This window comes from Comamonas serinivorans (assembly GCF_002158865.1).
Classification (GTDB): Bacteria; Pseudomonadota; Gammaproteobacteria; order Burkholderiales; family Burkholderiaceae_C; genus Comamonas_E; species Comamonas_E serinivorans.
Window position 1 is genome coordinate 821,066 of the sequence record NZ_CP021455.1, and the last position, 12,875, is coordinate 833,940.

The 12,875-nt window shown below is 70.9% G+C and carries 12 protein-coding genes; 7 read left to right on the forward strand and 5 right to left on the reverse strand.

Going from position 1 to position 12,875, the window contains the following annotated elements:
* Window positions 1–27 precede the first annotated feature (27 nt).
* Window positions 28–1,350, reverse strand: coding sequence for a glutamate carboxypeptidase (locus CCO03_RS03445; protein ID WP_087284103.1), 1,323 nt, complete (start codon window positions 1,348–1,350; stop codon window positions 28–30).
* A 333-nt stretch (window positions 1,351–1,683) separates the two neighbouring features.
* Between CCO03_RS03445 and CCO03_RS03450 the strand changes: the two genes are divergently transcribed.
* Window positions 1,684–2,847, forward strand: a complete 1,164-nt coding sequence (locus tag CCO03_RS03450) for an enoyl-CoA hydratase/isomerase family protein (protein ID WP_087277293.1) — start codon at window positions 1,684–1,686, stop codon at window positions 2,845–2,847.
* A gap of 243 nt (window positions 2,848–3,090) precedes the next feature.
* Here CCO03_RS03450 and CCO03_RS03455 read toward each other — a convergent pair whose 3' ends face one another.
* From CCO03_RS03455 to rsmI, 3 genes are all read right to left on the reverse strand, one after another.
* Window positions 3,091–3,294 (reverse strand): hypothetical protein, encoded by a 204-nt coding sequence (locus tag CCO03_RS03455; RefSeq protein WP_087277296.1) that lies wholly within the window; start codon window positions 3,292–3,294, stop codon window positions 3,091–3,093.
* A 39-nt stretch (window positions 3,295–3,333) separates the two neighbouring features.
* Window positions 3,334–3,789 (reverse strand): MaoC family dehydratase, encoded by a 456-nt coding sequence (locus CCO03_RS03460; RefSeq protein ID WP_087277299.1) that lies wholly within the window; start codon window positions 3,787–3,789, stop codon window positions 3,334–3,336.
* 519 nt (window positions 3,790–4,308) lie between these two features.
* Entirely contained in the window at window positions 4,309–5,343 is a 1,035-nt protein-coding gene (rsmI, locus tag CCO03_RS03465) for a 16S rRNA (cytidine(1402)-2'-O)-methyltransferase (protein WP_087277302.1), read from the reverse strand.
* A 349-nt stretch (window positions 5,344–5,692) separates the two neighbouring features.
* Between rsmI and CCO03_RS03470 the strand changes: the two genes are divergently transcribed.
* The 5 genes from CCO03_RS03470 (at window position 5,693) to CCO03_RS03490 (ending at window position 10,851) form a co-directional block, all read left to right on the forward strand.
* The gene (locus tag CCO03_RS03470) at window positions 5,693–6,157 is read left to right on the forward strand and encodes a YraN family protein (RefSeq protein WP_087277305.1); all 465 of its coding nucleotides are present in this window, start codon (window positions 5,693–5,695) and stop codon (window positions 6,155–6,157) included.
* A gap of 238 nt (window positions 6,158–6,395) precedes the next feature.
* The gene (locus tag CCO03_RS03475; RefSeq protein WP_087277308.1) at window positions 6,396–6,998 is read left to right on the forward strand and encodes an SIS domain-containing protein; all 603 of its coding nucleotides are present in this window, start codon (window positions 6,396–6,398) and stop codon (window positions 6,996–6,998) included.
* 77 nt (window positions 6,999–7,075) lie between these two features.
* Entirely contained in the window at window positions 7,076–7,906 is an 831-nt protein-coding gene (locus CCO03_RS03480) for a BON domain-containing protein (RefSeq protein ID WP_236904019.1), read from the forward strand.
* Window positions 7,907–8,291: 385 nt separating this feature from the next.
* Window positions 8,292–9,482, forward strand: coding sequence for a M20 aminoacylase family protein (locus CCO03_RS03485; protein ID WP_087277311.1), 1,191 nt, complete (start codon window positions 8,292–8,294; stop codon window positions 9,480–9,482).
* Window positions 9,483–9,840: 358 nt separating this feature from the next.
* Window positions 9,841–10,851, forward strand: coding sequence for a Bug family tripartite tricarboxylate transporter substrate binding protein (locus CCO03_RS03490; RefSeq protein WP_087277314.1), 1,011 nt, complete (start codon window positions 9,841–9,843; stop codon window positions 10,849–10,851).
* 566 nt (window positions 10,852–11,417) lie between these two features.
* Here the strand turns inward: CCO03_RS03490 and CCO03_RS03495 are convergent.
* Window positions 11,418–12,365 (reverse strand): NAD(P)-dependent oxidoreductase, encoded by a 948-nt coding sequence (locus CCO03_RS03495; protein WP_087284109.1) that lies wholly within the window; start codon window positions 12,363–12,365, stop codon window positions 11,418–11,420.
* A gap of 257 nt (window positions 12,366–12,622) precedes the next feature.
* Here CCO03_RS03495 and CCO03_RS19430 point away from each other — a divergent pair, with 257 nt between their 5' ends.
* Window positions 12,623–12,775 (forward strand): hypothetical protein, encoded by a 153-nt coding sequence (locus CCO03_RS19430; protein ID WP_205690357.1) that lies wholly within the window; start codon window positions 12,623–12,625, stop codon window positions 12,773–12,775.
* The last annotated feature ends 100 nt before the right edge of the window (window positions 12,776–12,875 follow it).

Consider the following 12,875-nt stretch of genomic DNA (forward strand, 5'->3'; position numbering starts at 1 on the left):
CTGCGCTGGCGCGCCAGGCCAGAAAGCTCAGGGCGGCAGCGGCCCGGCGGCCAGGTCTTGCACCAGGCGCACGGTCAGGTACAGCCGCGGCACCAGCGAATCCAGCAGCACGTACTCGGCGCCGCTGCCGTGCGCGCCGTAGCCCGTGAGGCCCAGGCCTTCGATCACGGCGCCGCGCGCCTGCAGGCCGGCAAAGGCCGCATCGGTGCCGCCGCCCGTGGCGATGTCGATCACGGGCATGGCCAGGCCCAGCTCCTGCTCGTAGATGCGCTGGGCGTGGCGGGCCACGGCGCGGCTCGCGTCGTTCACCTCGAGCGGGGGGCGGCGCAGCTCGAACCGCACGTTGACCTCGCTGTCGGGCAGCAGCTTCTGGTTCACGCTTTCCTGCAGGGCGCTGCGCAGCATGTCGAAGTCGGCCAGGCGCAGCGCGCGGGCGTCGGCCTGCGCCGTGGCCAGGTCCGGGATGACGTTGCGCGTGGTGCCGGCGTGGGACAGGGTCCAGTTGAGCTTGAGGCCCAGCTCGGGCTGGGACAGCGACTTCATCTGCAGCACCTGGTGGGACAGCTCATACAGGGCGTTCACACCGGCTTCGGGATTGGCGCCGGCATGCGCCGACTGTCCGCGCACGCTGAGGTAGACCGCACCGATGCCGCTGGTGGCCAGGTACACGGCGCCGCTGTGGCCGCTGCCCTCGAACGAGAACACCGCGTCCTGGTCGCGCGCCGTGGCGGTGATGAGCTGGCGCGAGCCGGGCGAGCTGATTTCCTCGTCGCTGTTCAGCAGCACGGTGAGGGTGCCGAAATTGCGCACGCCCAGCTTCTGCAGCAGCGCCACGTGGTGCAGGATCAGGGCCACGCCCTGCTTGTCGTCGGCCGCGCCCAGGCCGTAGGCCTTGTCGCCCTCGAGGCGAAAAGGTTGGTGCTGCAGCGTGCCACGCGGGTAGACCGTGTCCATGTGCGCGATCAGCAGGATGCGCGCGGTGCCGGTACCGCGAAACACGGCCTTGACCACCGGGCCCAGCTGCTCGGGCGTGTCGTCCAGGCGCACGATGTCCGTGGGCAAGAGGGTCTGCACCTCGCCGCCCAGGGCCTTGAGTCGGGCGGCCACGCGTTTGGCCATGGCCCGCACGCCGTCGATGTCGCGGCTGCCGGACTCGATCTCCACCAGCTCGCGCAGGGTGTTCAGGAAGGCCGGCTGTTCCTGCCGGGCCGCCTCCAGGATGCGGGCATCGGGGGCCGCCTGCGCGCCACCAGCCAGTGCCCACACGCAGGCCAGGCCGGCCAGCCAGCCCCAGGGCTGGCGGCGCCAGGGGGCAGGTGGGCGAGGGCGGCGAAGGGGAGGATGCGGCATGGGCGAGGAAGCAGAGCGGGGCGGCGTGGGGTCGGTGTCAGCCGCATGGTACCCAGCCAGGCCGCCTTTGCCGGTCAAGCAGGGGTCAGTACCAGCCGGCAGCGTGCGTTTTTGAACGCGGGTGGGTGTGTAGTCCCCTGGCTGGCAGCGGCGATCCGGTGCGCGTCCCCGGCCAGCGTCGCCCTGCAGCACGGATGACTGCCCAGGGACCTGGCCTTGTTCCAGCCGCCGCGGGGCCTTGGGCCGGTTGGGTGGCCATGTGCCTGCGCTGCGCAATTGCCGGGCGACGCGGTTAAGCTCGTCACCATTGGATTGTCCTGACTGGAGCCCTGCGTGACCCACCCGTCTCAAGCCGAAGCCGTGGTGCTGTTTGACGAACTGCACACCGCCGACGACCGGCGCTTTGGCGTCGCCACCCTCAATGCGCCGGCCAGCCTGCATGCGCTGTCGCTCGAGATGATCGAGCTGCTGTACCCGCGCCTGCTGGCCTGGCAGCAAGACCCCGGTGTGGTGGGCGTGGTGCTGCGCAGCAGCGGTGACAAGGCCTTCTGCGCCGGCGGCGATGTGGTGCGCATGGCGCGCGCCATCCAGGCCGCCCAGGCGCAGGCGCAGGCGCAGGCCGAAGGCGGGCAGGTGGCCGTGGCGGCCGAGGCCCAGGCCTTTTTCGAGCACGAGTACCGGCTGGACCACCTCATCCACACCTTCGGCAAGCCCGTGCTGGTCTGGGGGCACGGCATCGTGATGGGCGGCGGCATCGGCCTCATCATCGGCGCCAGCCACCGCGTGGTGTCACCCCAATCGCGGCTGGCCATGCCCGAAATCACCATCGGCCTGTTCCCCGATGTGGGCGGCAGCTGGTTCCTGGGGCACCTGCCCGGCGGGCTGGGCGCCTTCCTGGCGCTGACCGGCGCCCAGATGAACGCCGCCGACGCCGTCTACACCGGCATGGCCGACTTCGTGTTGCCGCATGAGGCGCAGGCCGCGCTGCTGGCCAAGCTGCAGGCCGCCAAGTGGTGCCAGGACCCTGCGCGCAACGGCGCGCTGCTGTCGCACCTGCTGCAAGGCCTGGCGACGCCGGACATGGCCGCCTCCAACCTGGCCACGCACCGCAGCCTGATCGACCGCGTCATCGGCCGTGACCAGCTCAAGGACCTGGCGCCCCGCCTGGAGGCCTTGACCCAGCACAGCGCTGCCTGGCTGGCCCAGGGGGCGCAGAACTTCGTCAAGGGCTCGCCCACCACGGCCGCGCTGTCGCTGGCCTTGCAGCGGCGCGCCCGCCACCTGTCGCTGGCCGACGTGTTCCGCCTGGAATACAACGCCGCCTGCGGCTGCGCCGTGCACAGCGACTTCGCCGAGGGCGTGCGCGCGCTGCTCATCGACAAGGACAAGTCGCCGCGGTGGTCGCCCGCCACGCTTGACGAAGTCAGCCCCGCGCTGGTCGAGGACCACTTCAAGCCGCGCTACACCGGCTCGCATCCCCTGGCCGATCTGGCCTGACGTCGGCACCGACCGGCGCAGCCGCGTCACTGTACCCGGCCTGCAGGGGCCAACGAGTCAGGCGCCACCCGATGACGCATGCCGTTGCCTGCCCACGCCCGATGGGCGACCTGTCGGGTTGGGGGGCTGCGTGGCGGGCCCATCCATCAACCCGCCGCGTCGGACGACGGGGTGAATAAGCATTGAGGCAGTATGGGGCTGTTACCGTTGTTCTGTGAACGACAGTGGCTGCATACTGTGTATTCAGTCAAGCGCCAGCGCCATGAGGGCCGGGCGCACGCGTGCGGTCTGGCTGCGCCTGCCGTCAAACGCGCAGCTCGGCCTGCCCAGCGAGGTGCGGTGGGCCTGCGTCGTGGTCTTTCTGGGGTGGCGAGGTGGCGCATGGGACAGGCTGAACCGCTGCGTGAACAGCGCCGGTGCCGCGTTCAGCACGCGAGCCAGGTCCATGGGCGAAGCCACCACGGCTGTCAGCCAGGGCAGGCGCCGTCAGGCCGCGCGTTTTTTCAGCAGGTACTTCTGCACGCCCGTCATGACCAGCTCGCCGCGCTGGTTGTGCACCTGCGAGCTGAGCGCGATGACGCCGGTGCTGCGGTTGGGCGTGAGTTCGCTGACCGTGAGCTTGGCGGTCAGCGTGTCGCCGGTGTAGACCGGTTTGAGGAACTGGCTCGATTGTTCGATGAAGCCGCGCATGGATTCTTCGACCAGGTGCGGAAACCACCCCGCGCCCGCGGCCGTCTGGATCAGGATCTGGAAGCCGTGGGCCTGCATGCCCGGCATGCCGCGCTGCCGGCAGTACTCCACGTCGTAGTGGCTGGGGTGGTTGTCGCCACTGGCCAGCTGGAAGGCGGCAAACAGCGCGTCGGTCATGGTGCGCGAGGGAATCGGAAATTCCTCGCCCAGCGTGAAATCGTCGAAATAGCGTTGGGGAAACGGGTGTTGCATGGTGGTGAGGGGCGGGGGCCGCAAGGGTGAACAGGCGGGAGGTCGCGGAGGGCTGCGGCGCGGGGACGCGCGTCCTCCTGGCCGATCGCGTGCGTTCGCTGCGGTGGGTTGCGAACGCCCGGGTGTAGCGCAGCGCGGCGGCAGCCGGTATCGCCCGGGCGTCACACGTCGCGATGTCGGGGCTCGGGGCGGGTGCTCGGGTGCCGAATCGGTCCGCTGCCGGGCGAGGCTGGTTCGCGCGCTGGTCGGCGCCCACATGGATGACACCCAGAGCCGTCCGGTGTGGGCCCATGGGCCAGCACAGCCGCGGGTGGCCGTTCACAGGGCCTGCAGGGTTGGAGCTCGCCGCCCCGATGGTCGGTTGTGGGCTGGCCGTGGCAAGCCGGCCTCGGCCCGCCCGCGGGCACACCGCGCCCGTCACCCCGCGAGGAGGAGGTCGGGCGTCCTAGGGGTTGCGTCCGGCACAGGCGCCGCGCCAGGGACCGGGCCATGGCGGCTGCGCAGGGCGCGCGACCTGGCTCAGCCCTCGTCGGACGACGCCTGCTTCAGGCTCAGGGCCTGGTCGTACAGGGCGTTGCGCGGGGCGCCCGTGATCTGGGCCGCCAGGCGCACGGCGGATTTCAGCGGCAACTCGGCCAGCAGCGCGCTCAGCAGCGGCGTGGTGTCGTCACCGGCGGCGGGGGCCTGCGTCGCATGCAGGACGAGGGCGAACTCGCCGCGCTGGCGTTGGGCATCGGCCGCAAGCCAGCCGGGCAACGCGCTGGCGGGCAGGGTCGCGACCTGCTCGAATTGCTTGGTCAATTCGCGGCCCACGGTGACGGGACGCTCGCCGAGCACGGCCAGGTCGGCGGCCAGGTCGGCGATGCGGTGCGGGGCTTCGAGCAGCACCACGGTGCGGGGCTGGCGGGCCAGCGCCGCGACCGCTTCACGGCGCTCACCGGCCTTGGTGGGCAGGAAGCCTTCGAACACGAACGACGAGGCCGCGCTGGCGCCCTTGCCCCAGCTGGCGCCCACCACGCCGGCGACCGACAGGGCCGTGGTCACGCTGCTCGCGCCGGGCAGGGGCAGCACGCGCAACTGGGCGGCCACCACCGCCGCCACCAGGCGAGCGCCGGGGTCGCTGACGGCCGGGGTGCCGGCGTCCGACACATAGGCCACGCGTTCGCCCCGCTGCAGGCGGGCGATGACGCCGGCGGCGGCTTCGGCCTCGTTGTGCTGGTGCACCGCCAGCATGGGCACGGACCGGTCCAGGCCGCAGGCCTGCAGCAGCTGGCGCGTGTGGCGCGTGTCTTCGCAGGCCACGGCGTCGACCAGGGCCAGCACGAGCAGCGCGCGCACGCTGAAATCGGCCCGGTTCCCGATCGGGGTGGCCACCACGTAGAGCGCGCCAGCGGGCAGGTCCTGGGTGCTGGCGGCCTGCGCCAGGGTGTTCAGGGCGGCTTGCAACGCGGGCAGGGCTTGCGGGCCTGCGCCAGCCGGTGTCGGGGCCGCAGCCGTGTGGGCCGCAGCGGGTGGGGTGGCCGCAGCCGGGTGGTTCGCATGTAGGTGAGCCATGGGGGGCGAGTATGCGCTGCCCAATCGGCCAGGGCCGGAAGGGCGATGCCCCCGTGGACCGACCAGCGGACGCCGCGCACCAACGGGCCGAAGTTCCGGCGCGCGGGACCGACCAGCCGGCGTCAGCTTGCGCGGCCCGGGTGCAGGCATCTTCGGCAGCCGCCCAGGCTCGTCGGCGCGTGGACCGCAGCCGGCGATCTGCCGACGCACCCGGGTGACCCGCACCTGCTGCACGCACCGAGCGCCGCCAGCGCAGGGCCTGCAGCAGCCACGCCGTGGGTGGCGCCGTGTGCTTGCCACGGTCATGGGATCGGTTCGACGCAGCCTGGGGCCGCGTCACAATGGCTGCATGAGCTGGCTGCAGACCTTGAAACACCGCCTGGCGGCCCGCACGCCAGGCGCGGACGAGCCGGGCCCGGCGGCGGTCCGCGCCGCTCGCCCGACCACCAAGGCCAAGGGCGATGCGGCCGAGCAGGTGGCGCTGGCGCACCTGCAGCGCCAGGGCCTGCGCCTGATCGCCCGCAACCAGCGCACGCCAGGCCGCGGCGGTGGCGAGCTGGACCTGGTGATGCAGGCCGGCGATGGCACGCTGGTGTTCGTCGAGGTGCGTGCGCGTCGCTCCTCGTCGCACGGCGGCGCGGGCGCCAGCATCACGGCCACCAAGCAGGCGCGCATCGTGCTGGCCGCGCGGCACGTGTTGCAGCAGTGGCCGGGCGAGCCGCCGGCCTGTCGCTTTGACGTGGTGCTGGTCGAGGGCGAAGGCGCGCAGCAGCGCATCCAATGGCTGCAGGCCGCGTTCGATGCCGATGGTTGACACGGTGGCGGCCGATCAGCCGGCCTTGGCCTGATGAACTGGGGCAGGCGCGTCGGCATCGCGGCACGCGTCCCTGCGCCCTGCGTCAATCTGCAGGCTGGCGCCGTGGCCGGCATCCCCGAGGTCGTCCGGTGTCCCTGTCGGCATGCGGCAAGCGTCGCCACACCCATGCCCACTGCATGCCGCCCAATGGGCTCGGCGTGCTTCCCTTTTTGAAGCGTGTTTTATCATTTGCGCCATGACCGAGCAGCGCATGCACCAGCACTTCGTCGACAGTGCCGACCTGATTTACCAGAGCGCGCCCTTGCTCAGCCGTGCGCTGGACGACGCGGTGCAGACCCTGACCGCCTGCATCACGGGGGGCGGCAAGGTGCTGACCTGGGGCGATGGGGCCGCAGCCGCGCTGGCGGGCTACCTGGCGGCGCGCCTGGTCAGCCGGTTTGAGCGCGAGCGGCCTGGCCTGGCCGCCCTGCAGCTGGGCGGCAACGTGGTGATGCGGGCCGCCCTGGCCGACAGCGAAGACCCGGGCCAGGTGTGTGCGCGGCCGCTGCACGCCCTGGGCCAGCCTGGCGATGTGCTGGTGCTGTTGGGCGCCAGCGCCGTGGGGGCCGTGGGCCAGGCGGCGATGACGGCCGCCCACGAGCGCGACATGAGCGTGGTGGCCATCACCGGCGCGGTCTCTGCCGAGCTGGCCTGGCAGCTGCGCGAAACCGATGTGCACGTGGCGGTGCCCAGCGACCGCGCGGCACGCGTGATCGAGGTGCAGCTGCTCGTGCTGCACGGTTTGCTGGATGGTCTGGATGCCCAGCTGCTGGGCGACGATGAGGAATCCCAAACATGATGGGGGTGAAGATGCGAAACAACCTGGGTATGCGTGTGCTGGCGTTGTCTCTGTCGGCGACAGCGCTGGGAACTGCATTGAGTGGCTGCGTTCCGCTGGTGATTGGCGGGGCCGCGGTGGGCGGCACCATGGTGGCCACCGACCGGCGCAGCTCGTCGACCCTGCTCGACGACCAGGGCATCGAGCTGCGCGTGGGCCGCCAGATCTACGACGTCGTGGGTGGCTCGTCGCACGTCAACGTCACCAGCTGGGCGGGGCGGGTGCTGCTGACCGGCGAGGTGCCGGCCGAGCAGGACCGCCAGCGCGCCGAACAGGTGGCGCGCAGCGTGGCCAATGTGCGCGAGGTCATCAACGACCTGGCGGTGATGCCGGCGTCTGGCCTGGGCACGCGCACCAACGACAGCTTCATCACCTCCAAGGTCAAGTCGGCGCTGGCGGGCAACAGCCAGGTGGCGGCCAAGGACGTCAAGGTCATCACCGAACGGGGCAGCACCTACCTGATGGGCAGCGTGACGGCGGCCGAGGCCGAAGCCGCCACTGAAACCGCGCGCACCGTCAGCGGGGTGGAGCGCGTGGTGCGGGTGTTCGAGTATGTGACCCCGGGCCAGGCCGACCTCAACGCGGTGCCGGCGCAACCGTCCTACCCGCGCACCACCCCCACGCAGCTCGGCGAAGAAGCCGCGGGGCGCCCCCCGGTCTCCAGCCTCGGTGCCCCGGCGCCGGTTGCCCCAGCACCCATCGCACCCGCTCCCGCCGCAGCGCCCACGCGGACGACTGCCCCCGCGCCGGCGTCCACGGTGCCCCGTGCCGCGCCCAGCCCGGCGCCAGCCCCGGCCTCTCAGGTGCAATCGCTGCCACCGCTCGAACCCGCGCAATCGTCGCCGGTGACGAACTCGCCGCTGCGCTGAGGCCCGATGGCGTGGACGGGGCGGCGGCGCCTTCCTCGCTGGCCAGCGCGTGGCTCGCGATGCCGTGACCGCACGGCCCGTGTGGGGCGGAAGGTCAGCGGGTGAAGAACGGCCGGCCGCCGAGTGCCTGGACGGCGCCACGCAGGCTCCGCTGCGGGGCGACATCGGCCGCATGGCGGCCTGCCCACGCCAGGGTGCCCGCCCAGGGCGAATGCCTGCACCGGTGCCTCGCAGGTGACGCGGGGCCAAGGATTCGCCGCGCCTATCGAGCAAGATCGCAACAATATTAGACAGGCCTCCCGGGTCGGCTGAACAATCGGCCTGTCATGACCGGTGCCCGGGCACCGGTGTCTGCCGACCGTCTGCACTTTTTTCAAAGTCCCTCATGAACGCACCCACCGAGTCCCCCGATTTGCACCTGCTGGCCGAGATCGAGGCCATTGCGCCCGAAATGGTCGACATCCGCCACCAGATCCACGCCCATCCCGAACTCGCGTTCGAAGAGGTGCGCACCAGCGACCTGGTGGCCGAGCGGCTGACGGCCTGGGGCTACCGGGTCGAGCGCGGCATCGGGGGCACAGGCCTGGTCGGGCAGCTGGTCAAGGGCACGGGATCGCGCAAGCTCGGCATCCGCGCCGACATGGACGCGCTGCCGATCCAGGAGCGCACGGGCCTGCCCTACGCCAGCACCCTCCGCGGCAAGATGCACGCCTGCGGCCACGACGGCCACACCGCCATCTTGCTGTGTGCAGCCAAGTACCTGGCGGAAACGGCCGAGTTCGATGGCACGCTGAACCTGATCTTCCAGCCGGCCGAGGAAAACGAAGGCGGCGCGCTGCGCATGGTGGACGAAGGCTTGTTCGACCGCTACCCCTGCGATGCGATCTTCGCGCTGCACAACGCGCCCGGGCTGCCGGTGGGCGAGCTGGCGATGAGCCGCGGCGCGGCCATGGCCTCGTTCGACCGCGTCACCGTCACGCTGACGGGGGTGAGCGCGCACGGCGCCATGCCGCACCACGGCGTGGACCCCATGCAGTGCGCGGCCTCCATCGTGCTGGGCCTGCAAAGCCTGGTGTCGCGCGAGGTGAACGCGCTGAAGGCGGCGGTGATCACCGTGGGCTCGGTGCAATGCGGCGAGGTCTACAACATCGTGCCCGAGCAGGCCACGCTGAAGATCGGCGTGCGCGCGCTGGACCCGCAGGTGCGCGAGCAACTCGAGCGCCGCATCCAGGCCTTCATCCACGCGCAGGCCGAGGGCTACGGCCTCAAGGCCGAGATCGAGTACATCCAGAAGTACCCGGTGCTGGTCAACGTGGACGAGCACGTCGAGTTCGCACGGGCCGTGGCCAAGTCGCTGGTGGGCGCCGACCGTGTCAGCGAGCGCGAGCCCACCATGGGCAGCGAGGACTTTGCCTACATGTTGCAGGTGGTGCCCGGTGCCTATGTGCGCCTGGGCAACGGCACCGGTGTGGACGGTGGCTGCATGGTGCACAACCCCGGCTACGACTTCAACGACAAGGCCCTGCCGCTGGGCGCGGCCTACTGGGTGAAGCTGGCGCAACGCTTCCTGGCCTGATGCATGGCATGGGGGTATGGTCGGCTTGCCGATCATTTGAAAACGGCCATGACACCATACTGCCACTCGCAGTGGCGTTGGGTCGCAGCTCGCGCCTGATGCCCAGGGGCCAACGTGTGCGACCCCGCGCCCCAGCTCACGCCTGGGCGACGACCTCATCGGTGATGTGCCCCGAGTGCGCCCGCGCTGGCGATCGGCTGCGCCTGCTGGCTGAGAGTCTTTGCGGTGCGCGCAAGCGCACGGCTGGTGCGCATCTTGCATGCGGCTGAAGGCTGCCCGCGCAGATCGACCGAGAGGCCGATGGGTGGGCCGCAGACCTCGCCTTGTTCCTTTGTTTTCCTGATTGTTTGAGTACGCCATGACCCGAATTTCCCGACGCCACCTGCTCACCGCTTCTGCCGGCTTGTCGATGGCGCCGCTGCTCCCTGCCGTGGCCCACGCCCAGGCCGATGCCAAGTACCCCACCAAGCCCATCAGCATGGTCATCCCGTACCCCGCGGGCGGCGCCAGCGATGCCTCGGGGCGCATCTACGCCGACGTGATGGGCCGCGATCTGGGCCAAACCGTGGTGGTGGAAAACCTCGGCGGCGGCACAGGCGTCATCGGCGCCAACCGCGTGCTGAACGCCCCCGCCGACGGCTACACCCTGTTTCAGGGTTCGGGCAACGACACCTTCCTGGCGCCCATGCTGAACCCGGCGGTGAAGTTCTCGCCCCACGATTTCCGCGCCGTGATCCTCATGTCCGAAGCCACCTTGCTGCTGCTGGTGCGCAACGGCCTGCCGGGCGGCTCGCTCGACGAATTCCTGGCCTATGCCAAGGCCAACACCGCCAAGCCGCTGACCTACGCCACGGTGGGCATCGACTCCATGTACCACCTCATGGGCGAAGCCCTGGGCAAGCGCGTGGGCGTCGACTTCCTGCACGTGCCCTACAAGGGTGCGGCGCCCGCGTTGCAGGAACTGGGCGGCGGTCAGGTGGACTTCGCCATCCTGCCGTACCAGGCCAGCATCGACGGCATGGCGCAGCAAAAGCGCCTGCAGGTCGCGTCCAGCTTCTCGACCGCCTTGCCCGCCGCGCTCAAGCACATCCCGCTGATCACGCGCAGCAAGATGGTGCCCGACTTTGCCTACACCATCAGCGGCGGCTACTTCGTGCGCAAGGGCACGCCCGAGCCCATCATGGCCCGCCTGCGCGAGGCCATCACCGTGGCCGTGAACGATCCCGCCATCCGCGCCCGTCTCGAGTCCGAAGGCCGCATGTTCCATGCCGTGCCCAAGACCCAGGCCGAGGTCGACGCCCGCATGAACGAGCAGGTGACCCGCTACCGCAAGCTGGTGACCGACGTGGGCCGCAAGCCGCTGCGCTGACGGGCGGGCCGGGCTGGCGGTGCCCGGCCCGAGTGCCGAAGGGCAGGGCGCGGCCCTGGTGCGTGAAGCGGATGCGGCCCTGCCAAGTCTGATGTGTGGCGCAGGGTACGGCTGAGTTACCGTTGGAATGCGAACGACGATGGCGCTGTACTGCTGCCGAGCTTGCGTCGTTCGATGCATCATGGTGGCCGCTTCGCCTGTCGCTCGCGCCAGGCCTCACACGCAGCGGACATGCACGCAAACGCTGGCGTGCCAAGCCACCGCCGCTGGCCGAATCGCGCGCTTCGCAGCCTTTTGGGTGCGGCATCACCGGCTGAAGGCGGGCCCAGGGGCTCCGTGCTGGACGTGCGCTCAGGCAGCGTCCCAGCGAGGGCGGAACCGCATCGTGCCCGAGCGGTGTCGTTCAAGGCTTGAGGCGGTGCGAGTTGTTTGTGGGACAGTATCAGCCTGTTGCCGTTTAGGTGACATCGGCCGGATGGTGATACTGCCTGGCTACGCCGCTACGCCGCTACGCCGCTACGCCGCTACGCCGCTACGCCGCTACGCCGCGGTCGCAGCCGGGTGCCTCAGCGCAGGCGCTTGATGAGGCTGGACGTGTCCCAGCGGCCGCCGCCCAGGCGTTGCACGTCGGCATAGAACTGGTCGACCAGGGCCGTGACGGGCAGGCGGGCGCCGTTGCGCTTGGCCTCGTCCAGCACCAGGCCCAGGTCCTTGCGCATCCAGTCCACGGCAAAGCCGAAGTTGAACTCGTCGCGCGCCATGGTCTTGCCGCGGTTGTCCATCTGCCAGCTCTGGGCCGCGCCCTTGCCGATCACGGCCAGCACCTGGTCCATGTCCAGGCCCGCCACCTGGCCAAAGGCCACGGCTTCGGACAGCCCCTGCACCAGGCCGGCGATGCAGATCTGGTTGACCATCTTGGCCAACTGGCCGGCGCCCGATGACCCCATGCGCGCATAGGCTTGTGCGAAGGCCAGGGCCACGGGCTCGGCGCGTGCCACGTCGGCCTCGTCGCCCCCGCACATCACGGTGAGCTTGCCGTTCTGCGCCCCGGCCTGGCCACCCGACACGGGCGCGTCGACAAAGCCCACGCCCTGGGCCTGGGCCAGGACATGCAGCTCGCGCGCGACTTCGGCCGATGCCGTGGTGTGGTCCACGAACAGGCTGCCCGGCGCCAGGCCGGCCAGCGCGCCATTGGCCTCGCGCTGGCCCGGGCCGTTGACGGTGCCCAGCACCACGGCGCGCAGGTCGTCGTCGTTGCCGACGCAGCAGAACACGATGTCGGCACCTTGCGCCGCCTCGCGCGGCGTGGGGGCACTGCGGTGACCACCGGGACCAGCCGCACCGAACTCGGCCAGCCATTGCGCGGCCTTGGCGGGGCTGCGGTTGTAGACGGTGACGGTGTGGCCCGCCAGGGCCAGGTGACCCGCCATGGGGTAGCCCATGACGCCCAGGCCGAGGAAGGCGACGCGCTGCGAGGGCGTGGGGGCGTAGGGGCGGGGTGCGATGCTGCTCATGGGGATCCGGAAAAAGGGGACGGAGATGCGCACCATTTTGACAGGCCGGCTGCATCGCTGGCCGTGCTTGCTCATGCGTTTTGCGCAGGTGCGTGGACGCGCGCGTCTGCCTCTGCCGCCCGACGCGAAGGGGATGCGTGCAGGGCAGGGGCCGCGTGGCCGGGCTCGCTGGCCGAGTGCGCACCGGCCCGGATGGCTGCCTTCAGGACGCCGAGTGGTCTAGGGTCCGCCAGCGTGCCGCCAACGAGGAGGGTTCCATGCGGTCGCATGTGCAAACCCTGGAAGTCGAAACCGGTGCGTTTCGGGTGGCTGACGATGGTCCCCGCGGGGCGCCCATGCTGGGGCTGTCCAACTCGCTGGGCACGCCGCTGGAGATCTGGGCCGCCAGGCCGACGATGCGCGCGGCGTGATGGGCTGTCCATCCACCAGAGGGGGAGCCGAGGCCACGCAAGAGGGCTGCTGTCAGGCCATGGCCTGCCCGCGTTGGGCCGAGCGGGCTGTCGGTCGCGG